This is a genomic window from Mucilaginibacter sp. P1_A3 (assembly GCF_056406855.1).
Map to the genome: position 1 here is coordinate 467,821 of NZ_JBFTZJ010000002.1, position 25,139 is coordinate 492,959.

At 42.4% G+C, this 25,139-nt stretch carries 18 protein-coding genes; 12 read left to right on the forward strand and 6 right to left on the reverse strand.

The window, feature by feature from the left end; all coding sequences use genetic code 11:
* Positions 1-53: 53 nt before the first annotated feature.
* Positions 54-1,547 (forward strand): malate dehydrogenase (quinone), encoded by a 1,494-nt coding sequence (gene mqo, locus AC1D0K_RS06110; RefSeq protein ID WP_477393364.1) that lies wholly within the window; start codon positions 54-56, stop codon positions 1,545-1,547.
* Positions 1,548-1,816: 269 nt separating this feature from the next.
* The gene (locus tag AC1D0K_RS06115; RefSeq protein WP_477393362.1) at positions 1,817-2,281 is read left to right on the forward strand and encodes an N-acetyltransferase; all 465 of its coding nucleotides are present in this window, start codon (positions 1,817-1,819) and stop codon (positions 2,279-2,281) included.
* 109 nt (positions 2,282-2,390) lie between these two features.
* Here the strand turns inward: AC1D0K_RS06115 and AC1D0K_RS06120 are convergent, their stop codons facing one another.
* Genes AC1D0K_RS06120 through AC1D0K_RS06135 form a run of 4 tightly spaced genes read right to left on the reverse strand, consistent with a single transcriptional unit; the run spans position 2,391 to position 6,413 of the window.
* Entirely contained in the window at positions 2,391-3,980 is a 1,590-nt protein-coding gene (locus AC1D0K_RS06120) for an efflux MFS transporter permease (RefSeq protein WP_477393360.1), read from the reverse strand.
* Positions 3,977-5,026: an HlyD family secretion protein gene (locus AC1D0K_RS06125; protein ID WP_477393358.1), complete on the reverse strand. Its 1,050-nt coding sequence runs from the start codon at positions 5,024-5,026 to the stop codon at positions 3,977-3,979. Before AC1D0K_RS06125 ends, AC1D0K_RS06120 begins: the two co-directional genes overlap by 4 nt.
* A 31-nt stretch (positions 5,027-5,057) precedes the next feature.
* Complete coding sequence (locus AC1D0K_RS06130; RefSeq protein ID WP_477393356.1) at positions 5,058-5,771, reverse strand: TolC family protein; 714 nt, start codon at positions 5,769-5,771, stop codon at positions 5,058-5,060.
* Positions 5,772-5,786: 15 nt separating this feature from the next.
* A complete protein-coding gene (locus AC1D0K_RS06135; protein ID WP_477393354.1) occupies positions 5,787-6,413 on the reverse strand; it encodes a TolC family protein in 627 nt (208 codons plus the stop codon).
* Positions 6,414-6,980: 567 nt separating this feature from the next.
* Between AC1D0K_RS06135 and AC1D0K_RS06140 the strand changes: the two genes are divergently transcribed.
* The 9 genes from AC1D0K_RS06140 (at position 6,981) to AC1D0K_RS06180 (ending at position 19,677) form a co-directional block, all read left to right on the forward strand.
* Positions 6,981-7,322, forward strand: a complete 342-nt coding sequence (locus tag AC1D0K_RS06140) for a HopJ type III effector protein (RefSeq protein WP_477393352.1) — start codon at positions 6,981-6,983, stop codon at positions 7,320-7,322.
* A 116-nt stretch (positions 7,323-7,438) separates the two neighbouring features.
* A complete protein-coding gene (locus AC1D0K_RS06145) occupies positions 7,439-7,921 on the forward strand; it encodes a hypothetical protein (protein WP_295711843.1) in 483 nt (160 codons plus the stop codon).
* Between the two features lie 266 nt (positions 7,922-8,187).
* Positions 8,188-9,174, forward strand: a complete 987-nt coding sequence (locus AC1D0K_RS06150) for a 3-keto-disaccharide hydrolase (protein ID WP_477393349.1) — start codon at positions 8,188-8,190, stop codon at positions 9,172-9,174.
* A 213-nt stretch (positions 9,175-9,387) separates the two neighbouring features.
* A complete protein-coding gene (locus tag AC1D0K_RS06155; RefSeq protein ID WP_295711847.1) occupies positions 9,388-9,765 on the forward strand; it encodes a hypothetical protein in 378 nt (125 codons plus the stop codon).
* A 181-nt stretch (positions 9,766-9,946) separates the two neighbouring features.
* Positions 9,947-11,404, forward strand: coding sequence for a TolC family protein (locus tag AC1D0K_RS06160; protein ID WP_477393346.1), 1,458 nt, complete (start codon positions 9,947-9,949; stop codon positions 11,402-11,404).
* Positions 11,405-11,421: 17 nt separating this feature from the next.
* Entirely contained in the window at positions 11,422-12,603 is a 1,182-nt protein-coding gene (locus AC1D0K_RS06165) for an efflux RND transporter periplasmic adaptor subunit (RefSeq protein ID WP_477393344.1), read from the forward strand.
* Between the two features lie 46 nt (positions 12,604-12,649).
* Complete coding sequence (locus AC1D0K_RS06170) at positions 12,650-15,904, forward strand: efflux RND transporter permease subunit (protein ID WP_477393342.1); 3,255 nt, start codon at positions 12,650-12,652, stop codon at positions 15,902-15,904.
* A gap of 2 nt (positions 15,905-15,906) precedes the next feature.
* Positions 15,907-19,191 carry an efflux RND transporter permease subunit gene (locus AC1D0K_RS06175; protein WP_477463019.1) on the forward strand — a complete coding sequence of 1,095 codons (3,285 nt, stop codon included), beginning with the start codon at positions 15,907-15,909 and terminating at the stop codon, positions 19,189-19,191.
* Between the two features lie 3 nt (positions 19,192-19,194).
* Positions 19,195-19,677: a MarR family winged helix-turn-helix transcriptional regulator gene (locus AC1D0K_RS06180; protein ID WP_477393338.1), complete on the forward strand. Its 483-nt coding sequence runs from the start codon at positions 19,195-19,197 to the stop codon at positions 19,675-19,677.
* 347 nt (positions 19,678-20,024) lie between these two features.
* Here AC1D0K_RS06180 and AC1D0K_RS06185 read toward each other — a convergent pair whose 3' ends face one another.
* A complete protein-coding gene (locus tag AC1D0K_RS06185; RefSeq protein WP_477393336.1) occupies positions 20,025-20,939 on the reverse strand; it encodes a helix-turn-helix domain-containing protein in 915 nt (304 codons plus the stop codon).
* 21 nt (positions 20,940-20,960) lie between these two features.
* Positions 20,961-21,701 carry an SDR family oxidoreductase gene (locus AC1D0K_RS06190; protein ID WP_477393333.1) on the reverse strand — a complete coding sequence of 247 codons (741 nt, stop codon included), beginning with the start codon at positions 21,699-21,701 and terminating at the stop codon, positions 20,961-20,963.
* Positions 21,702-22,176: 475 nt separating this feature from the next.
* Between AC1D0K_RS06190 and AC1D0K_RS06195 the strand changes: the two genes are divergently transcribed.
* Positions 22,177-25,131 (forward strand): sensor histidine kinase, encoded by a 2,955-nt coding sequence (locus AC1D0K_RS06195; protein ID WP_477442244.1) that lies wholly within the window; start codon positions 22,177-22,179, stop codon positions 25,129-25,131.
* The last annotated feature ends 8 nt before the right edge of the window (positions 25,132-25,139 follow it).

Genomic DNA, 25,139 nt, shown 5'->3' on the forward strand with positions numbered 1-25,139 from the left:
TTTTTCTCCAGGTGTGCAAAGTATAAGCAACTCGTCATCTACCTATTATTTTTATGAAAAATGCCAAATCTATGATCCCGCTGACAGACGTCGTTTTGATTGGCGCGGGTATTATGAGTGCTACTTTGGGTACGATGCTCAAAAATCTACAGCCTGGTCTTACAATTGATATAATTGAACGTCTTGATGAAGTTGGTGCAGAAAGCTCTGTTGCCATGAATAATGCGGGCACGGGACATTCCGCGTTTTGCGAACTGAACTATACCCCCCAACAAACAGATGGGTCGGTGGATATCACAAAGGCAATTAAAATAGCCGAGCAATTTGAAATCTCGAAGCAATTCTGGTCGTTTCTGATAGAAAGTGGATTAATAAATTCACCTGAAGAATTTATCAGGAAAGTGCCGCATATGAGTTTTGTTTGGGGTTCAAACAATGTAAATTTCCTGAAGGCCCGTTATGAAGCCTTAACCGGGCATCATTTTTTTAATAAAATGAAGTATTGCGAAGATCCTGCTCTTTTAAGAGAATGGATACCGTTGGTTATGGGCGGTCGTGACGATGATGAGAAAGTTGCTGCTACCAAGATGGATCTGGGAACGGATATGAATTTCGGCGCCCTTACCAACAATTTAATCGAATCTTTAACGGCACAAAACGGAGTTAAATTGAGTTTGAATAGCGAGGTTACAGAAATTGAACGCCGTAATGCTAATTGGCTCATTACCGTTAAGGATCGAAAGACCGGAGCTAATAAACTTTTCCTAAGTAAATTTGTTTTCATCGGTGCAGGAGGTGGTTCACTGCCGCTGTTGCAAAAATCAGGCATTCCTGAAAGTAAGGGTTTCGGTGGATTTCCCGTTAGCGGTGAGTGGTTGGTTTGTGATAATCCATCAGTAATTCAACAGCACACGGTGAAAGTATATGGGAAGGCTGAAGTAGGCTCCCCGCCGATGTCGGTGCCTCATTTGGATAGCAGGCTTATCAACGGCCAACGCAAATTGCTATTTGGTCCATACGCTGGATTCTCTACTAAATTTCTCAAAAAAGGCTCATTCCTGGATTTATTTAAATCAATAAAATGGAATAATATATACCCGTTAGTGAGGGCGGGCCTGGATAATATTCCGCTGACAAGGTACCTCATCAATCAGGTAAAACAATCTCCTGATGACCGCCTTGCGGCGTTGAAAAATTATTATCCGGAGGCAAAATTAACCGATTGGAAGCTTGAAGTTGCCGGCCAGCGTGTTCAGGTAATTAAAAAGCACCCTACGCACGGCGGTGTCCTGGAATTTGGTACAGAAGTCGTCGTGTCCCGGGATGGGAGTATCGCGGCTTTGTTGGGCGCTTCGCCCGGTGCTTCAACGTCGGTTTCCATTATGCTCGATCTTATTGAACGCTGTTTTACATCCCAGGTGCAAAGCGAAGCCTGGCAAATGAAATTAAAAAATATGATACCATCCTACGGGAAAAATTTGGCGAAGGATGCAGAACTGGCGGGAAAAATACGGTTATACACTACAGAAGTGTTAGGTATTGGTTAGGGTTATATGATGTTTGTCCGATGAGCGCTCTCGTCTGTTAAATAAAGAATCGGATAAAAGAGGCGGAGAGTAATGTTCCCGGAAATATATATGGTACTCAGGTACAAATGCCGAAAAGACTGATGGTTAAAGATTCGAAGAGAATATTAATAGCAGTTTAGTAGCGTTAGATATCTACCTAACCGGATTAAAACATCTAAATAAAATTAAAATGGCAACTAAAATCGTAACAAAATTCACCATCGGAACTGAAAGAGGGCATCAATGCCTTGTTTTTTCTGACCGCGGCAACCGCAAGAGAAAAGTTTGCCGGAAAGATTCCTGATCAGGAGCTTGAAGATTACATCGATGTTAATTTTAATAAAGATGCACTGATGGTAGAACTAAATAGTATGTCCAATCAGTACTTGATCGTTTACGCAGACGATGAACCTGCTGGCTATGCCAGGGTAACATCCAAAGGAGAAAGGCCCCACTTTTTTGACAACAAAACTTTAGTAAGAATAGCTGATTTTGGTGTGTTAGCTAAATATAACGATCCTTTAATTAGCAAATCGCTATTTGAAAAATGCCTTTCGATATCAACTATGCAGCAAGTGATTTGGATGAGCGAATACGAAAATAATCCTTATTTGGATTTTTTCGAAAGCTATGGATTCAAACGAAACGTTGATATCACTGCTCCGCAGGAATTGTCACTTCCGCCTGTTTACCTTGTTAAAGAGAAGGCTTGAATTTAAGCATGCAAATTCAGGAGCTATTGACCTTGTCGTATAAAGCTTGATCCTTGCAATCAGAATGATTGGCCAGTCGTAATAAATAGTATTATCCCACTCTCTTATATTAAACCGCCAGGTATAACTGGTTCCTTTTAGTATATGTTTGATATATAAATACCAGAACTACCAGTACCAGTATTATTGCTACTATTATCGCAATAAACATGAAAGAGGCCCGGTTGGTTAAGAGCTGGCTTTGGATGGCTAACGCTTTGGCTAATGATATATTAGCGGCAGCAGCAGCCTGATCGGCACTAAATCCTTTTGACAGGAATAGCTGTTTGAAAGCTGCCAGTCTTTCAGATACCTGCTGGTCAACACCAGTCAAGTGATTTAAAAAGCTTTCTTTATATAACTGGTTGTAGTAAAGCTGGATGTTATAAAAACCTGCACCTGCATTAAGCAAGGAAGCAAAACGGGTAAAAGCGGCAGCTGCAAGCCCGGTTACACCGGCTGTAACAGGTATTGAACTCAAAGTAAATATCATAATGGGCACAAATAACAACCCTGAAGCTGCGCCCTGGAAAAACATTGGCATCACCAGGTCTAAAAATGACAAGTCGGGTGTAAATATAAAGTACATCCATAACTGGTATAATAGTAACATGCCAAAACCAGCCATTAAAAAATACATAGCCGTATTTTTGTGACGCACCAGAATGACTGCCGAAATTACCATGAATATTATTAAACCTGCGATATTACTTAAACCCAGCATGGCCACTTCAATTGGACTCCATTGCAATACAGATGCAGTATAACCAAAAATGATATTTATAGTTTCCTTTGATCCATAGTATATGGCAAGGAGTATTAACCCTATCCAAAAATTTCTATATTTAAAAACAGTGATATCGGCATGTGGCCTTTTTACTATCGATTCGCGTACCAGGTAAGCTATGGAGGCTATTACTGTAATAAAAGCAGAAAGATTAATTCGAGGGTCCGAAAACCAATAGTACTTTGACCCGTAAATAATGGTGTAAGCAAAAGCTACTGCACCGGTAATAAAAAACACCACACCTGTCCAGTCTATTTGATATAAAGGGTAAGGTTTAATATTGGATTTTGCGTTCAATACTACTCTTATCAAAATTAAAACAAACACCTGGAATATGATGAGGTAATTATATATGATTTTAAAATCGGCATTGAGTGATATATTGGCAGCCACAATGCCAATTAGCACACTGCTGCTTAACACTGTACCATAAAAAACGGTTGGCCCTACAGCCTGGCGATATTCTGGTTTTAAAAAGCTGGGGATTAAAACCAATATACTACCCGAGAGTATACAGATCATGACGCCTTGTAAAAACCTGATGATAAAAAACAGGGTGATATTGGTAGTATAAATACAAACAATGCTGAGTATGATACCAATAAATATATTTATGGTGAGATAATCTCTTATTTCAAAGAATCTTAAAAACCTGAATTGAACAGGCAGCGTTACTATAATGCCTATATAAGTTAATTGTATGGCAAAAGTGATATCTTCTGGTTGTGCTCCTAAGTAAGCGATAACATAATTTTGGCTAAAGCCAAGTGCTGCAAACTGTACCACTCCTGAAAGCAGTATAATAAACAATACGATGATACCCCCAAGGTTCCAGCTGGCCAGCCAGGGCTTAAAATAAGTTGGCGTGTTCATATTGTTTTCTTTTTAACAGACACTAAAACGTTCATGCCCGCTTTTACCGGTGTTACATTGGTATCAATAAATCTGATTTTTACAGGCACACGCTGAACAATTTTTACAAAGTTACCAGTGGCATTATCGGGAGGCAGTAACGAGAATTTTGCACCTGTTGATGCGGAGATGGCTTCAATTTCACCTTTATAAACTTTATCATCAATAGCGTCAACACTTATTTCAACTGGCTGTCCTACGTACATGCCGTATACTTCTGTTTCCTTAAAGTTGGCTGTAACCCATTTATCTTTTTCGTTTACTATGGATACCAGCGGCTGTCCCGGCTGTATCTGCTGGCCTTCCAATATAGTTTTACGCCCTAAACGACCTGCATACGGAGCGGTAATGATCGTATAATCTAAATTAATACGTGCAAGCTCCAGCTCAGCCGTCTTTCTTTTTAAGTCCGCAGCCAGCAGAGATTTACGTGATTGCAACTCGGTTATTTTAGCATAACTGGTTTTAAGGTTGTTTTGACTGGCACTATAATCGCTTAAAGAAACGTCATAGCGTGATTGAACAGATTCCAGATCGGCGCCGGTAATGGCTTCTTCTTTCATCAGGGTTTTATAGCGTTTAATATCTTTTTGCTGCAATACAAGGCGGGCCTTTGCGCCGGCTATCTGATCCTTATTCACCAATGTACTTGTTTGTGCCGATGCTATGCTTGCGGTTAGCACACCAAGTTGCGCATGGGCATCATCTACTGCGGCTTCGGCTTCTATTACACGCTGACGGTATTCCCTGTCGTCCAATACTACCAGGGTATCGCCTGCTTTAACTAACTGGTGTTCATTGAAGCGAACGCTTTTAATAAAGCCGCCTACTCTTGCAGATACCGGATTGATGTATGATTCTACCTGGGCATCATTCGTTTCGAGATACCTGCTCCCGGTTAAAAAATAATTGATAAAGTATACAACGGCTGCAATCACAACTAATAAAGCCAGTATGGATAAAATTAAATTTCCCGGATGACGCTTTTTATTTGCTGAAGTTTCCATGACATATAATTTTGTTGGGATTGGTGAGTTTTTATAGGTTTCCTGATGTATATAATAGCCTGTAATAAATAAACTGTGCGCTGGTTTGCGCCTGTACCAGGTTATAGCGTGTTTCTTCGTATAAATTGTCGGCATCAAGCAGATCAGTAAGTAAGGCCAGCTGATTAAAATATTTGGCGCTTATTATTTTATAATTAACCCTTGCCTGTTCTATTGATTTTTCGGTGACGGTAATGCGGTTAAGCGCTTCCTTGTATTTAATGAGCAAACTCGCGGCCTCCTGGCGTACGTTATCGTTGATGTTCTGCTTAATATATTGCAGCTCTTGCAACCTGATACGGCTCGCGGCTGTTTTGTACTTGTTTTGGTAAGTGGATGATATATTGTACTGAACCCGCACTCCTACAAAACCAATTGAGTAAGCCTGGTCAACAGGAGGGTAGAATATATTATTAGGATAATTGATGCCGTATGCAGAATACAATGACAAGGTAGGAGAAAAGCCACTTTTTACCTCCCTGATCCGGGCATCCTGAATTTTGATATTCTCATTGGCTTTGCGTATGGCATAGGCATCTTTTGAGGCCCCCAATACTATAGGTATTAAGCTTTCGGTAGCCGGCTTTGGCATAGCAGCCGAATCCAGGGGAACTACTTTGGTAGAGTCGGATAAACTGAGCAATACGTTTAATTTTTGATTGGCTATTTCCAAATCATTTTCGGCTTGTTCAAGGTTGAGCTTCACCGCCGATAAATTCAGTTAGGCACGCAACACGTCACTCCTGGTTACTTTTTGGTTGTTATATAAGGCTGTGATATTTCTTAAACGGGTTTCGGCGCGAACCACCTGTTCTTTGATAAATCTCTTCTGGTCATTTAACCTTACCATATCAAGATATTGAGATACCACCTGCAAACCAACATTGCCGGTTTGTTCCTGTGTATTTACAGTCGCGAGGTCTTTTTTGCCGCTTTGCTCAGCTTCATAGGCTTTTTGACGGCCGCCAGCATAAAGATTAAAATTAGCGGATAAACTTGCATCGGCTCCATTGGAGGTTGGGTATTTGGGTACAGATTTAGCAGGGTTAAGTCCGTGATATAAAGTAAGACTTGTGTAACGTTGATAATTGGCACCGGCAAAAATGGATGGAAACGCATTATTCTTCGCATCCTTCAGATCGGAATAACTGGCGCTTTCTTCACTTTGAGCGGCCTTAACCAAATTATTATTACTTTTTGAGATATTGATAGCCTGTTGTAATGAAAGCGGGTAAACATTACCAGAATCGGTTTTTACTTGGGCATTTGAAGCAAGTTGCAAAGCAAAAATCAGTAAAAAAGAAATTCCTGTTAGCTTCATAATAAGCTTAATAGTAATTATTCTCATGACGTTGTTATTAAATGGCATTGGCTGTTGTTTTCCGGTTTATAGATAAACAGCTTATTTCTTTAATATCTCGTACAATTAACGTCTGATCTGATTTAAGTCTGGGGGCGCTTTACCAGGGAGACGGTAACTGTTCCATTTTTGAGCTTACTACCACAATTGAGGGTCACAAGTCTTGATCCATTCCTTATAGCCGGCACGTTTAACGCGGATTCTGAGCCATTCCTGTGGTGCAACGGATCTGGTTTATTTCTCACGTCTGCAAAAAAAATGGCACATTAGTTACGTCGTATACTTATTGGTCCGCTTATATAAAATGAAATCGGTGTTTTAGTTTTTAGTATTGAACAATTTAAGGAAATTTTTACGAGTAACAAGCTTTTTGATTTAAAATTGGTCCTGAAACTTTTTAACACATCGGCGATTTGTTAAAAGGTTTCAGGGTAATGAACATCAAAAGTATCACTGTTAATATTTAAGGGCTCTGGAAATTCCTGATAAATCGAAAACATTGGGTTTATGGAGAACTGGCTTTTTAATTTTATTTTCGACAAAAAATAATACTAAATGAAAGAAGAACTGCTTAATGTAATTAAAGCCCTGAAAGAAAATTCAATGATGTTTAATGAAGTTATTGGATTTATAGATACCTACTACCAACATCAACCTACCGCATTTAATAATGGAGATGTTTATAATGAGGCGACGCAAAATCAAGGCAGCGCGAAGGTTTTCGCTTTCGCCCAACTTCATCACTTAAGTGCAGCAGATACCCTTTACTTATTTGCAGAACATTACCGGGCGGTATTGGCTCATCCCCAGGCAACGGATCATCAAAATATCAGGCAGTTTATGGCTCATGGATGGCCGGGGGTAGTTTTTGAAGGCGAGGCTTTGGTTAGAAAATAATAAAACAGACTGATTTTCAAAAATACTGCCGGTTGGTGGTAAACTGACTTTGAAATACTACTAAATAGATTCTGAATCTATTTAGTAGTAAAGGAGATATTGCTAAATTAGCGGTAATGACAGACCTGAACGAATATGAATGCGAAATGCTGGATACCCTGCTGGAGGCGTTCGGCATACCAGACAGCCTTACGCGCGTGCAATTGCTGGCACTTTTTGATCAGGATGAAGCCTCGGCTTTTGCCATGGTACAGGCGCTGACCAGGGAAGGCCTGATTGCCGAATCGGGCAAACACGGGGATTATGAACTTCCTGAGAAACTCATTTTAAAGCCAAAGGGAGAAAAATTCCTCAAAGAAGGTGGCTTTACGCGGCGCTACCAATTAGCGCAGCAAAAGCCGGTTGAAGTTGGTGGTACACTGGCCAAATTGCAACAACAGAACCTTCGGCTGCAAAATGAAAAACTGGCTAACCAAACGGAAATCAGCAATCTTCAGAAAAAGATCAATGCCCTGCAAACACGGCAATATATCTACTGGGCGCTGCTCCTTATCGTATTGATCATTGGGTACTTCATAGGTCACGCCGATAAAAACTAAAACCAGTCGTGCTGGTCATTGCCGGGCTGGCAAAGCAAAGTGCCCAAACTTCTAAACGGCGCAAGCCTAAACAGAACAAATATGTGTCGAGCTGTTTGCTGATTTACCAGCAATCCTAACGTGAATTTTTAATGTCAGTGGGATATAGGTCATAGAAAGTACTAATCAGATAATTTTTTAGATAAAGAAAAATAAAAAAAGTACCTTTCAATCTGTCATCGCAAGTGTATATGAGAGTTTGGAACAAAAAAATGTTAAAATAAAATATGAAAAACTTATCAATGTTCAGCAACAAGGCAATTTGCCGTTTTTTTCAGATTCAAATTGTCCTGTTCTTATTTGTTTTTTCTGTAATTAAGGTATCTGCTCGTGAAATAGAACCAACGAAAGACCCCGATGTGATTGGCCGGTGGGATCTCACTATCAGCAAAGCTGGTAAAAGTTTACCTTCCTGGTTAGAGGTGCAAAAATCAGGTACCCATACGCTGATTGGGCGTTTTGTGTATGCTTTTGGAAGCGCACGCCCTATTTCAGAAGTTAAACCTAATGATGGTAAATATAGCTTTTCTATTCCTCCGCAATGGGAAGAAGGGAACAGGAACATGGATTTTCAATTTGAAGTTAGCGGCGATAAAATCAAAGGCACCATGGTTTATACTGATGGCGTGACCTATGAATTTACGGGCGTCCGTGCGCCACTACTTATCAGGTCTAAAAGCCCGGTTTGGGGTGCGCCAGTGAAATTGTTTAATGGAAAAGATGTTAAGGGGTGGCATACCGATGGCAAGAATCAATGGATTGCGGAGGGTGGGATTTTGAGAAGCCCTCATTCGGGAGCTAACCTGATAACAGATAGAAATTTTACTGATTTTAAATTACATATTGAATTTAGGTACCCGCAGGGAAGCAACAGCGGCGTTTACCTGAGAGGCAGGTATGAATTACAGATCATCGATACAAAAAGTGGCGACCCTGAGCCTATCAATAACCAGTTCAGCTCAATCTATGGTTTCCTGCCGCCAAATAAAATGATGGCGAAAAATCCCGGTGAGTGGCAATATTATGATATTACATTGGTTGGCAGAATGATAACCATTATAGCTAACGGAAAAACTGTAATCTGTGATCAGGTAATCCCCGGCATAACCGGCGGGGCGATAAACAGCCAGGAAGGCGATCCCGGCCCGATATTGATCCAGGGAGATCATGGGCCGATTGATTACAGAAATATTGTAATAACAACGGCGAAATAACGAAATGATTGGAATAACGTTTGCATAGCTGGAATTATGGAAACGTTATTTCAAATTTCACTACATGTCAAAAACGCCTCAGGATTTGAAACCTACGGTACTTTCTACATACGCACCGTTACCAACACAAGGCCCCAAATAATGTATCCAAATCATTACAAAACATTTTAGCGCGATGGACTATTTTTGCCTTAGTTAAATCACGCAACTAAAGTGAAAAGGTATAAGCAAACCATACAGCAATATATAGTACTATCGCTTTTAGTGATATACCAGGTTATTGGTTTGGTTCATATTGCTTACCTCCCGCGACAAAATGATGCGAGGGCACCGCACTCGTCTTCTGCCATAGATTTTCTTCATAAAAACAGTAATAGCAACTTACCGCGGGTTCAGTTTCAAAGGAGCTTTTATTCTTTTGAAAGTAGAAAGGATTTAACAACCCCCACCAAGATCCTGGTCCTGTTTTTCGCGTTCCTGCTTATTGGGGGCGCAGCTTTGATCCCTGCAAAAAGGCCGGATGGCACTTTGGCTGCGGTATATTCCCATACGCCCTCTTCTTATCTCAACCTGCGCACGCTCAGGATTTGAGTTTACTCGTCTTTTGAATTTACTGGTCGGTTACTTAACTGCTTCAGTAAATGTTGCGTCGATCTCATTGCCTTTTACCGGCCATTAGATTCTCGGGGATCTCAAATTCCATTTTCTTCTTAAAAATTTTAATCAGAATGACTGTTAAACGTCATTCATCATAACATCAACCTGTTTTGCCATGACGCGCATACCAATAAATATTTATGGCTTAAGGCCGTTTTTATTTGCAGGCTTACTTTCTTTATCATTAACCGCTGCCGCGCAAAATAATAAGAAGAAGCAATTTCCTGTACCTGAAAATGTACCTGACACCAGTACCGTCGGTTTCCCCATAATGCCTAACGCTACCGATGCAGGAAAAAACGGCGGGGAGTATTTAACACTCAAACAATGTATTGATTACGCTTTGGTACATCAGCCGGCTTTAAACAAAGCCCTGATCAATGTAGATATTGCTCACACTACCAACAGCATCAATCTGGCAGCCTGGTTGCCGCAGATTAACGCCAATGGCAATGTTGTACACTATATACAGCAGTCTAATGCAAATATTTCTACCAATACCGGCACAACCACGGGTACCGGCTCTACTAATACGGTTCGTAGCAGCTACACCAATACCTTTATCCCGGAGTTGGCGGTATCGCAGGCCATTTTAAGTCCAGGTCTGTTATATGCGGCTAAAAGCGCACCCTTGTTAGTAAAGCAGGCGCAACAGGTTACCGATAGTACCAAAATATATTTGGTTTCGGCAGTGAGCAAATCATTTTATAATGTGCTGCTCACCCTGCAGCAAATCAATGTTTTAAAGGAAGATACTGCCCGGCTTGGTAAAAACCTGCGCGATACCTATCACCAATACAAAGGCGGCATTGTGGATGAAACCGATTACCTGCAGGCCACCATTACCCTTAATAATTCAGTGGCCCAGTTAAAGCAGGCCAATGAAAACATCATCCCACAATACACGGCCTTAAAACAGCTAATGGGTTACGAACCAGAAAAGGATTTTAATGTGAGTATTGATACCGCCCAAATGATGGCCGATATTCAAATTGATACTACACGCCAGTTACAATACGAAAAGCGCATTGAGTACCGCCAGGTTGAAACCCGAAAGGATTTGCAGCAACAGCTTACCAATTATTACAAGTATGCTTACCTGCCAACTGTGTCCGGGTTTTTTAATTACAGCTTGCAATATGCTAATAACAATTTTTCAAACCTGCTATCAAAATCGTACCCCAGCTCCATTGTAGGTGTATCGCTTAGCATCCCCATATTTACTGGGTTTGCAAGGGTGCATAATGTACACAAATCGCAATTACAGGAGCAACTGATCCATTGGGATGAGGTCGACCTAAAATCGCAACTGTATAAGGAATATACCACGGGGCTGGCCGGTTACAAAAGTAACCTGTTCAGTTTTAATGTTCAACGCAAAAATGTGGCTATGGCCCGGCGTGTTTACTTCGTTGTAAACCTGCAATACAAGCAGGGCATCGTAGCTTATCTTAATGTGATCACCGCGGAATCAAACCTGATCACGGCCGAAATCAATTACACTAACTCGCTTTTCCAGCTGCTATCAAGCAAAATTGACCTGGAGAAAGCGATGGGAGATATCACCTATTAATACTAAAAACAAACTCCATGAAGCGCGTATTTTTAAATGCCATTTTTATAAGTATCGTAATTTTTGCCGCCTGCAAAAAAAAGCAACCGCCCGAAAATAACGAAGTACCCGTAAACCTGTATAAGGTGAAAGCACAACGGGTTTTGTATTATGATAAGTACCCATCTACAACGGCGGCCCTTAGCCAGGTAACCTTGCTGCCTCAAGTACAGGGAGCTATTACAGGCATATTTTTTACCGAAGGAACCGAGGTGAAAAAAGGGCAAAAGTTATATGAAATTGACAGGCGGATTTACCAGGACAGTTATGATGCCGCTGTAGCCAATCGTAAAGTTACTGAAGGCACCCTTTTGCAAGCCCAGCAGGATGCCGACCGCTATGAGTATCTGAATAAATATAACGCTGTGGCCAAGCAGCTTTATGACCATGCCATCATCACCCTTGATAATGCTAAAAGCCAGGTAAAATCGGCAGATCAGGCTGTGAAAACCGCTAAGACCAATTTAAACTACGCGGAGGTATACGCCCCCTTTGATGGTACTATTGGCTTTAGCCAGGTAAAATTGGGTAATGTGGTTACAGCAGGAACTACCGTGCTAAATACCATATCAACTAATGACCCTATGGCGGTTGATTTTGTGATCAACGAAAAGCAGTTGCCAAAATTTGAGCGCCTGCAGCAAAGCAAGCATGAGCCAACCGATTCGCTTTTCACCATTTTACTGGCGGATAACTCGCTTTACCCGGTGAACGGTAAAATAGCTGTTATTGATAGGGCAGTAAACTCACAAACGGGAGCGATTACCATAAGGCTGGTGTTCCCCAATCCTAAAGGGATGTTAAGGGTAGGCATGAGTTGCGTGGTACGGGTACACAACCAGGAGCCGGGGCCGCAAATAGTGGTGCCGGGCAAAGCGGTTGTTGAGCAAATGGGCGAATACTTTGTGTACACCGCCAAAGATAGCCTGATGAATAACCCGAAAGCAGGTGCCGATTCTGCCAAAAACAAGATCAAAAAACTGATGGCATTTCAGAAAAAGGTACAGGTTGGCGAAACCATTGGCCCCAACATGATCATCAAAAGTGGTATCGACGATGGTGAACGTGTTATTGTTGACGGCGTGCAATTGCTGCACGATGGCTCAAAAATAACCACTGCCAATAAGGTAGGGCCATCTGCCGGTGGTAAAGCCCGTTAGTGGTAACGTTAAAACACAAACAAAAAATTTTAGACGAAGACATCCTATGATCGCTAATACTTTTATAAAAAGACCTGTAACGGCCATCGTGATATCTATTGTATTGATCATTACCGGTACCGTGAGTATCCTCATGTTGCCGATAGATCAGTACCCCGATATTACGCCGCCTATTGTGCAGGTTAACGGCCAGTTTACCGGTGCCGATGCGCAAACGGTTGAACAAACCGTAGCCACACCCATTGAAGAGCAGGTGAATGGAACGCCGGGCATGGAATACATGCAAAGCAATAATACCAATAACGGGCAAATGAGGATGAACGTAACCTTTAAAATGGGTACGGATATAGATGTTGCTGCGCTTGATGTTCAAAACAGGGTTAGTATTGCTACCCCGTTGTTGCCTGCCGTAGTAAGCAGGCTTGGGCTAACTGTACGCGCTGTAAACCCAAGCATGCTGATGATGGTGGCTATTTACGCGCCCAAAGGCACACACAACATCACCTTTTTAGATAACTATACCAATATATTTATACAGGACGCGCTATTGCGTGTGCCGGGCGTAGGCAGCATTAACCGCTTTACGGATGATTTTAGTATGCGCATCTGGATGAATCCGGATAAAATGGCTGCTTACAGTTTAACCCCATCTGATGTAATTGCCGCGCTCAACGCCCAAAACGTGCAGGTAGCAGCGGGTACTGCAGGTGTTCCGCCCCAGGCTTCCAGCCAAACCTATGAGCTGGGCATCCTGGTGAATGGGCGGTTGAGCAAAGTATCAGAATTTGAAAAGGTGATTGTAAAAACCATCCCGGCTACCGGGCAGCTGGTTTATTTGAAAGATGTTGCACGGGTTGAGTTGGGCAAGTTCACCTTCTCCAGTAACTCCTTTGTTGATGGGCATAAGGCATCCTACCTTCAAATTTACCAGGCACCGGGCAGCAACGCGCTTGAAACGGCCAATGGCGTATACGCCGCCCTTGCCAAATTAAAAACAAACTTTCCTTCTGATGTGCAATACCGGGTTCCGTTTGAATCGGTTACGGTGGTGAAAGTTTCTATGGAAGACGTGGTGGGGACGTTATTGAAAACGCTGGGCCTGGTGGCCGTGGTGGTATTCCTGTTCCTGCAAAACTGGCGGTCTACATTAATTCCTGTATTGGCTATCCCGGTATCCATCTTTGGTACGTTTTGCTTTTTTATACCGCTGGGTTTTACTATCAATACCTTAACCATGTTTGGGTTTGTACTGGCGATAGGTATTGTAGTTGATGATGCCATTATTGTGGTGGAGGCAGTGCAGCATTACATTGATCATGAAGGCATGTCGGCCAAAGAGGCAACCTACCAGGCCATGAAAGATATATCTGCACCGGTAATTGCTATCGCGCTGATATTGGCGGCGGTGTTTGTACCTGTAGGTTTCATCCCCGGCATTGTTGGGCGTTTATACCAACAGTTTGCTATTACCATTGCTATCTCGGTGATCATATCAGCGTTTATTGCCCTGTCGTTAACACCGGCATTGTGTACCCTGTTATTAAAGCCATCACATATTGACGTGGATGCAAAGGGCATCAACAAGTTGTTTTTCAAATTCAACAGCTGGTTTCAACGGGTAACGGACAGGTATACCGAAGGTGTAAAGAAAAGCATCAAGGCGTCCCGTTTTATTGTGATCCTGTTGGTATGTATTTGCGTAGCTACGTTCTTTTTGTTTCAGCATAAACCATCGGGATTTATTCCATCAGAGGATGACGGCAATTTGTACGTAACGTTCCAGTTGCCGCCTGCATCTTCCACAGCGCGGTCGGTTGAGGTGATGTCGAAACTGATGAAGGTTATCGGCTCAACACCGGGCGTGGCACATTACGCGGCGCTATCGGGCTTAAACGTGGTAACCAACGCCAGTAACTCCAATAACGGCACCATTTATTGCCAGCTTGCACCCTGGGATGAGCGCAGTAAAACAACCGAACAGGTACCGGGCATCATAGGCGAGTTGCAAAAGCGGATTACCGATGCCGGGATACGGGATGCCAATGTAGAAGTTATCCAACCTTCGCCATTACCGGGTATTGGTACAACTGTGGGTTTTAGCTTACAGATAGAACAGCGCAGCTCGACAGATAATTTGCAGGACTTTCAAAAAGTGGTTGATAAATTTGTGACTGAGGCCAATAAAAACCCGGTAATATCAAAAGCCTTCACCTTTTATACTTCACACACCCCAAACTACAGTTTAACGGTTGATCGGGAAAAATGTGAAAAGCTGGGTGTGAACGTGGCAGATGTGTTTACAACAATACAAGCCTACATGGGAAGCTTGTATATCAACGATTTTACCACCTACAACCGCACCTTCCACGTAGTAGTGCAGGCAGATACCGCGTTCAGGAAAGTAGTTGCCAATATGGATAAATACTATGTGCGTAACCAGGCTGGCGATATGGTGCCCCTGGGTACATTGATGAGCTATAAACCTGTTGATGCGCCGCCGCTTATTTCACACTTCAACATCTTCCGCACGGCCGAGGTTGACGGATCGGCGGCCGAAGGGCACAGTAGTGGCGAGGCCATTGCTGCCATGCAGGAATTGGCAAAGCGCACTTTACCTGAAGGCTACGATTATGAGTTTTCGGGCCTGAGCTACGAAGAGATCAAAGCCGGCTCAACAACAATTTACATTTTCCTGTTTTCCATCACCTTTGTATTCCTGTTTTTGGCCGCCTTGTATGAAAGCTGGTCGGTACCGTTCTCTGTACTTTTGGCCGTGCCGATAGGGGCCATGGGAGCTATCTTGGCATTGGTACTGGTGCCAAGCTTAACCAATAACGTGTACGCGCAAATCGGGTTGATCACGCTCATCGGGCTTGCGGCTAAAAACGCCATCCTGATTGTAGAGTTTGCCAAGGTGAGGGTTGATATGGGCGAGGAACTCATCAAATCAACGCTTGAAGCGGTAAGCCTGCGTTTACGACCGATCATCATGACCTCTCTTGCATTTGTTCTGGGCGTACTGCCGTTGGTGCTGGCAACAGGGGCAGGCGCGGTAGCCCGCAGGACTATAGGTTTCACTGTATTAGGCGGTATGATAGCGGCATCAACACTGGCTATTTTCATTGTGCCGGTATTGTTTGTACTGATCACCCGCTTTTCATACGGTAAAGAGAAACTGGAATACCTGCAGGCCCATAAAGAAGATCTGGCAGAGAAAGCTAAAAAGGTGGAAGCTCAAAACATCGATCCCGAACTGGAATATGAGATTGAAAAATCCCGTGCATTACATAAAGCTAACTAAGGATGATTTCAAATACATTTATAAAACGGCCCGTTACCGCCATTGTGATATCGCTGGTGCTGATGATAGCTGGGGTAATTTGCCTTGTTAATCTCGCGGTTGACCAGTACCCCAATATATCGCCGCCAAGCGTATCGGTAAACGGCTCATACACCGGTGCAGATGCCCAAACCGTGGAACAAAATATAGCCACACCTATTGAGGAGCAGGTAAACGGTACACCGGGTATGGAGTATATGACCAGCACCAGTACCAACAGCGGGAGCATGGGCATCAGGGTAACTTTTAAAATAGGCACCAACGTACACATCGCTGCGCTAAACGTTCAAAACCGTGTAGGTATCGCCGCGCCCTTGCTGCCATCTGTGGTAAGTAAATTGGGGCTAACCGTGCGGGCCAGTAACCCCGATCAGTTGATGCTGGTGGCTATTTATTCGCCAAAGCATAGCCATAATATTACCTTTTTGGATAACTACACCAGTACGTTTATCCAGGACGCTATACTTCGTGTTCCGGGTGTTGGCGATGTAAGTGCGCGGACAGATAATTTTAGTATGCGGATATGGATGAATCCCGATAAAATGGCATCCTATAGTTTAACCCCCGCCGATGTAACTGCTGCCTTAAACGCGCAAAACGTTTATGTTGCCGCGGGTTCCGTTGGCGCGCCCCCGCAGGATGCTTCACAAACTTATGAAACCGGGATTTTGGTTAATGGGATGCTCAACAAGGTAAAAGACTATGAAAACATAGTTGTGAAAAGCATCCCAGGCACCAGTCAGCTGGTGCACCTTAAAGATGTGGCAAGGGTTGAACTAGGTAAATTCACTTTTTCAAGTAATGCCTTTGTGGATGGCAACCGGGCTTCTACCATTCAGATCTACCAATCGCCGGGAAGCAATGCGCTACAAACCGCTGAAAACGTGTACGCTGCCTTAGCCAAATTAAAAAAATCGTTCCCTAAGGATGTTGATTACGTGGTGCCTTTTGAATCGGTAACCATAATAAAGGTATCGATGCAGGAGGTGATAGGTACTTTAATTAAAGCACTTATTTTAGTAGCTATCGTAGTGTTCCTCTTCCTCCAAAACTGGCGCTCTACGCTTATTCCTATATTGGCCATCCCGGTATCCATATTGGCTACTTTTATCTTTTTTATCCCCCTGGGTTTTACCGTTAACACCTTAACCATGTTTGGTTTTGTGCTGGCGATAGGTATAGTGGTAGATGATGCTATTATTGTAGTTGAGGCGGTGCAGCACTACATCGATGAGCAGCACATGTCGCCCAAAGAGGCTACCTATCATGCCATGAAGGAGATCTCGGCACCGGTTATCGCTATCGCGCTTATCCTGGCATCGGTATTTGTGCCGGTTGGTTTTATTCCGGGGATAGTAGGGCGTTTATACCAGCAATTTGCCATCACCATTGCTATTTCGGTTATCCTTTCGGCATTTATAGCTTTATCATTAACCCCGGCGCTTTGTACTTTATTATTAAAGCCTACCAAGCCTGTAACTGATAAATCAAACTGGCTCGATCGTTTTTTCAGGGGCTTTAACCAGGTATTCGAAAAGATAACATTCAAATATACCAATGGCGTACATCGCAGCATCAAAGGCGCACGGTATATCGTTGTTCTGCTGGTTTGTATTTGTGTGGGGACCTATTTACTGTTCATGGTAAAACCATCGGGCTTTGTGCCGGCGGAGGATGGTGGTCGTTTGTACGTAACCTACCAGCTGCCCGAAGCTTCGTCAACCATTCAATCGGTTAATGTGATGAACAAGCTCATGAAAATTGTGGCTTCAACACCAGGTATCCTGCATTATACAGCTATCTCGGGTTTCAACATCCTGAACGGTGGCGCCAATTCCAACAACGGTTCTATGTTTTGCATGCTTACGCCCTGGGACGATCGCACAACGCCGGATACCAGGGTGCCGGGCCTGATGAACGTGATTAAACAAAAAATTGCAAAGGCGGGTATCAAAAATGCCAACGTAGTGGTTGCGCAGCCGCCACCCATCAGGGGTATTGGGCAGGCTGCCGGCTTCAGCATGCAAATTGAGCAGGGCAACTCTACAGATGATATCTACACTTTTGAAAAGGTGGTTAAAAAGTTTGTGGCGGCCGCAAAGGCTACCCCCGCCACGGCTGGGGCTTATAGCTATTTTTCGGCGCATACACCAAGTTATCAGCTTAATGTGGATAGGGAAAAATGCGAGAAGCTGGGCATCAATATCTCAGATGTTTTCTCTACCATGCAAGCCTACATGGGTAGTTTATTTGTCAATAACTTCACCTTATACAACAGAACCTATCACGTGGTTGTGCAGGCAGATACCGCTTACCGGGCGCTCATATCCAATATGAATAAATATTATGTACGCAACTCGGCCGGCCAAATGCTTCCTTTAAGCGCCGTGATCAGTTATAAGCCGATAGTGGCTGCCCCTTTGATCACTCACTTTAATATCTTTCGCTCGGCCGAAGTGGATGGTTCCATACCGCCAGGATACAGCAGCGGCCAGGCAATTGAAGCTTTGAAGCAATTAGCTGCCAAATCATTACCACGTGGATACACCTACGAGTTTTCGGGCCTGAGTTATGAGGAATTAAAGGCGGGGTCGACTACAGTGTACATTTTCATGTTCTCCATCATGTTTGTATTCCTGTTCCTGGCGGCATTGTATGAAAGCTGGTCGGTACCTTTTTCGGTGATGCTCGCTGTGCCGATAAGCGCTTTTGGCGCTATCCTGGCGCTCACAGTGGTGCCCACTATCACCAATAATGTTTACGCGCAGATAGGGCTTATCACGTTAATTGGTCTTTCGGCAAAAAATGCCATCCTCATTGTAGAGTTTGCCAAGATCAGGGTTGATAGGGGCGAAGAGCTGGTAAAATCCACATTGGAAGCTGTGCGCCTAAGATTGCGACCAATCATTATGACCTCGCTCGCTTTCATTTTAGGCGTATTGCCGCTGGTGCTAGCCACGGGAGCCGGTGCCGAATCGCGCAACACTATAGGTGTAACTGTTTTAGGGGGGATGATAGCCTCATCAACCATTTCCATATTTATTGTGCCAGTGCTTTTTGTTTTGTTTACCCGTTTCTCCTATGGAAAAAAACAGCTTGCCTATTTGCAGGCACACCATGAAGAACTGATGGAAAAGGCGCGGAAACTAGAAGCACAAAATATTGATCCTGAGCTGGAATATGATATTGCAGAAGCACATGCTCAGCATAATGAATACAAGGCATCGGTAAAACAAAATAACAAGTAGCAAATGATGAAGAATACAGAACTGCTATCGCAAAACTTAAGGCTGATCAATTACTTTTATACCCGGAACCTCAGCCGGGAACTATCTTCCCTCAAAGTGAATCATCACTTTGAGGTGTTGTTAACATTGGCTAAACAAAAAAAGCCGATCACCCAAAATCAATTAGCCGAACTATTGCACATCGATAAGTCGAGGGTTGCTCATATCATTTTTTCGATGGAAGAAAGCGAAATAATTATGGTGAAAACTAACCCGACCGATAGGAGACAGCATCTTATTTCGCTGTCTCCAAACGCCCTTAATACAATACCATACATTGAAAAGAAAGTTAGGGAAGTGAATGAAATGGCGAACAGCGGCATCAGCGAAGAAAAACTGATGGTTTTTATAGAAGTGGCCGAAGCAATGATGCAAAACCTGACAAAGAAAAAGCAAGGAAAAATTTCTCCCGGGATGGACCAATCGTCTGAGTTTGTAGAAATTTGAACCTTGCATTATTTAATAGTTGGCGAATAGGTTACTTTTACCATGGTCTTTTGCGCAATGAGCCGTCTGGTGCACAGATAAAGATATTACTATAAAGATATGCTCGGTTAATGTGAAGTTGATCAACAAGAAATGGTCTATCTAACTCACCCAAATAGTTTGGTCCTGCGCTGAATGTATTTTAATTTGACAATTTCTTTGATAAAATCAAGCTGCCTGATCAAATCGTTAGTAACCATAATCTTGTTAAATTCTGAAATGGAAATATTCAAGTAAAGAAGCCAAAGTTAATTGAGATCCTTTGCCAGGACCTGGAATTGTGTCATTTAAATCAGAGGATCAACATTCTAATTAAATGATTGTCTGAACGCCAGTGGCGTCAGGTCTGTTTTAATTTTGAACAACTTGCTAAACGATTGCGGGTGTCCGAACCCTAAATAGTACGCAATTTCTGTTACAGAAAGGGAAGATCCGCTCAGCAAATCTTTCGATATGTCAATCACATAATGCTGGACATATTGCTGTGTATTTTGACCGGTGAGCGAACGTAAGAGGTCACTAAGATATCGCTGGGAGATGTGCAGTTCAGAACTGATATAATGCACGGACGGGATGCCGTCTTTCAGACCCCGCCCGTTTTCAAAATACCGGTTCAGTAACTTATCCAAAGACACAGTCACCTCGTGATTGACCGCCTTCCGGGTGATGAACTGGCGGTTATAAAAACGATTGCTGTAGTTGAGTAAAAGTTCAATATGCGAAATGAGGATGTCCTGGCTGAAATGATCAATATTGTTCTTCAGTTCATCGCCTATCTGGCCAAAAAGACGGGTAATGGTTTCTTTTTCACCAGCAGACAAAAACAATGCCTCTGACACATCATAAGAAAAGAACCCGTACTGATTTATGGCTGTACCTAAAGAATAGTTTCGGATAAAATCAGGATGGAAATATAGCACGAACCCCTCATAGCTGCTTTTATCAGTGGACGCGATCACCAGTTGCCCTGGCTTGAGAAAAGCCATTCCTCCCTGATCAAAATCGTAATGTCCCTGTCCGTACTTCACCTGGCCGGTAAAGCTATTTTTAAAGGATATTTTATAAAAATCAAGGCTAACCTTAAACTCAGTTTCAAACAGGCTTTTGGAAACATTTGCATAGTCAACAAGCGTAACCAGGGGATGGGCTGGTACCGGAAGTCCCAGTTCTCGTGTTAACTGCGAAATGCTGCTGTAATGCTTGATGTCTGATTTGTCCTTCATTCCGATAATCTTTTGTCTAATTTAATTTTGTGCCGCTGGGCGGATGACAATATCGCCCACCTCTACATCTTTGGGTTGGCTTAACGCGTAGATGACCGCATTTGCAATGGCCTCCGGGCTGATACCTAATTTCTCCATGTTCTTTGCCCCCGCAGTTCTGATCTCCTCATTCTTAACGTTATTGATTAGATTTGTTTTAACATACCCCGGAGAAATGCCGGTAATCCGGATAGAACCGTCTGACTCCTGCCTGAATGTCTCTGTAATAGTACGGATTGCATTTTTTGTTCCCGCATATACTCCCTGAGTAGGAACAATTTTTATGCCTGAAGTGGAAATAATATTGATGATGTGACCCGATTGCTGCTGTTTGAATATGGGTATTGCTGCTGCCATGCCATACAATACGCCTTTGATGTTGATGTCGATCATGTCTTCCCATCCTTCTATGTCCAGCTCGTCAATCCGATTGATCTGTGTGACGCCCGCATTATTAACGATAGCATCCAGTTTGCCGTAGTTTTTAATAGCCAACTGCACCAATGTTTCCAAATCGGCTTTTTCCCTAACATCAATCGCTGCACTTATGGCCTCTCCACCATCGCCCACAATATCCTGGACAATAATTTCCAGCTGCGTTTCATTTCGCGCTCCCAGGATGACTTTTGCTCCGCTTTTTGCCAATGCAAATGCTGTGGCTTTGCCGATTCCGCTGCTGGCGCCTGTTATGGCAACAACTTTACCTTTGATTCCGTTTTCCATATAATTCAATAGTTAGGGAGCAAAGATCAGCCCCATTTCTAAATAAAAAGTAACCAGGCTGGTAATTGTTGTAGTCAGATTTGCAGTTCAATAGGAAACATCATCAAAGCAGGATAATGATGATTTCTGCCGGCCCGCCGACAGTGATCCCTTTATTGGCATAGTGAAGTTGGTCCGTGCTTTTAAAGCGCAAACTGAAAAATGTTTTTTTAAGAAAGCAGATGCTGATACGTGATTTTTAAAAGCAACTCTGCAATGCGTAAATTTTTACCGAGCTTTTGTTGATAAAGCATATTTAGAAAGCGCAGGTTTCACTATAAAAAGCTGCATGACTCTCAAATGAAAGGCGCCAAAGTAAAAAATATGAAATTTCAAACTACTTGGGATGGTTACACCTGTCGCATTCTGCATTAAATTATCGTGCGTCCTATTCACAATATTTATATTTAGAATTAAAAAACTACATTTACTTTTAATGAACAGGTCATTTTTAATTAAGATCAATTTTATCCTTTTTTTTCTTTTTTCCGGGGCAGGCTTGAGAGCCCAGGACGTCCCAATAAAACAAGTACTGGAGTTTCCGACTAAGGAGATATATGACCTCCATGTTGATAAGCATGGTTTTTTATGGATAGCCAGTGATTTCGGCGTAAGCCGTTACGATGGTGTTAGCTTTGTTCATTTCAGTCATCCCCGGCAAATTTCGTTAGGCTGTACCAATCTTTTGGAAGACAATTACGGCCGCATCTGGTTCAATAATTTCAATGGGCAAATTTTTTATATTGATCGTGAAACGGTTACCCTGGTAGAAGGCTATGATCATACAAAAGAGCGTAATTTCCCCCGAATGGCCTTATTTAAAAATGAGCTTCTGGCAACATCAGACCATGGCCTTTTTGTGTTGGACACTAAAACCTTAACGGGGAAATACGTCAATAGTAATACCTATACAGCCAGCCTGGCAGTATTAAAAAAGCAGGTATTGGTTCGTGGTGACAAAGCCTGGTATTCATATACTGAAGCGGCAGGCTTAAAAAAGCTAACTTATAAAGGCGATAACGAAATTAGCAGTAATGTTTACCTGCTCACCAAGGATACGTACCGTGATACCGTATATATGATGGTTAACCCCACAGGTATTGTTAAAAAGCTGCTGCTGCAAAACGATACCGTAAAACAGTGCGCGCAAATTGTGTTTAACAATTTTATAAACACCCTATCCATCACGCCAGATGATCAGTTTGTAAACACAAACTACAGTAGTTACTCCTTAAAAAATGGCGGGCAGATAAAAGGGCAAAACATATCTGCCATTGCAACCGATCACGAAGGCAATAATTGGTTTGGCAGTTTATACTATGGGTTATTGATACAATACAAAAAGGATATAGCCAACAAAACAAGAATACCAGACCTGAATAGTGATGATCTTATAGTGAGCGTGAAGAACTATCACGACAACTTACTGTTGGGCACACAAAAGGGTTTCCTGTTGCTTTATGACCCGGTTACAAAAAAAACAAGTTTTAAGATAAAGGTAGCGCCTAACGTTGGGTCAATAAATTACCTTGCTGCCATTGGCAGGGATGAGTATATTGTGGCATCTTCGCTTGCTACCTACAAAATTAATATCCCTACTAAAAAGATCACAGAGCTATCTGCTATTAAAACTGTTAAGCAGCTCTGTTATGATGAAAAAGCTATTTACATCGCATCAACAAGCGGCTTGTTTGTGATACCGCAAGAACGATCAGAGCAGTTGAACAACAAAATAATAAATGCATTTGGCCATGTGTTTAAATATGACGCTACTGAAAACTATTTTTACCTGAGGCTACGAAGCCGCTCCATAGCCTATTTTCCAGACCAGGCCTCTTTGTTTGTTGCTTTCAAAAACAGCTTATTCAAAATTGATAAAAAGGGCATGAAGCCATTTTTATTTAACAATGAGCAAGTTTACGCGGCCTCTCTATCTTACATTGATCACCGGCTTTTTATCGGAGCAATCAGTAACGGCATGTTGGTAGTGGAAAAAAGCGATGTAAAACATATTTCCGTCCAAAATGGCCTGTCTTCAAAGTCAATATTCAAGATCAAACCTGTCGATAAAAATTTATGGATATTAGGTTCAGGTCCACTTCAAATATTTAACACACAAAAAAACGCATTAGTTGATAACTATGAGTTTCCAGACCGTAGCGCATCAGAGGTGTTGGATATTGACGGAGTAAAACAAACAATCTATTTGGCTACGTCATCTGGACTGGATAACTTCCCGCTTGTGAAAACTGCAAGTGAGAAAAAATTGAAGAACTATTTATTATATGTTAAGGTAAATAATCAGGTATCAACAGCAAGTGCCGGGCACAAATTATCCTACTCCGAAAATAATGTAATATTTAATATTGGTATCCCTGCTTATTCTAAAGCAAGGGAAATTTATATAAAATATTGCCTGGTAACCAAAACAGACAGTACCTGGTTAACGACCGAGCCCGGTGAACGAACTATTCATTTCTCGTCATTAATGCCAGGTGAGTATACATTAAAAGCCACCGCAGTTGACCCCCGCCTGGGAATGGCGGACGCCATGATAAAATATGATTTTACAATAGAAGAGCCATGGTGGCGTGGAACAGGCCTTAAAATAATTTTATTTATGGCCTTTGTTCTCTTTGTCTTCTACGGTTATGTAATCATGCTTCGTAAAAGACTCTCATTGAAAAAGGCATTTGAGACGCAGCAGCAGTTGATCTCGTCCGAAAGACAAAGGATAAGCTCAGAGATGCATGACGATATCGGATCAGGGGTGTTTGCCATTCAGTCATTAGCCAATAAAGCCAGTAAAAATGGAAATGGAAGCCCCGAGATAGATCAGATCAAACAGATGGTGAATGAGCTGTCGGAAAAAATTCGTGATGTTATTTGGAGCACTAATGTGGGTAATGATAATCTGGAAAATTTGATTTACTATACTTATGTTCAAATTAATAAGCTATTTGAACACTCTGATATAGATTTTGTGTCGGAGGTGCCTGATGATATTCCTGATGTGAAAATTAGCATTCAAAGCCGCAGAAACGTTTATCTGTTGGTTAAAGAAGTTGTGCACAACGCCATTAAACATTCAAAGGCAAGCACTATAGAATTAAAAATGCTTACTGACGAGCAAAATCTTTATTTCGCCATTAATGATAACGGCGTGGGCATACACTCTGATGGTGTAAAACAAGCCGGGCACGGTATGGGGCTTGGAAATATCGCATCGAGAGTTGAAAAATTCAAGGGACAACTTTCCATAGAAAATAAAGGGGGGGCGCAGATAAAAATTAAAATACCACTTAATGAATTGAAGGTAGTTGAATTTGATAAAAAGTTGAACAAATGGCAGCTGTCGATCATTCGTCTTTTAAACCTCCCGTTGGATTAAGATCGCAT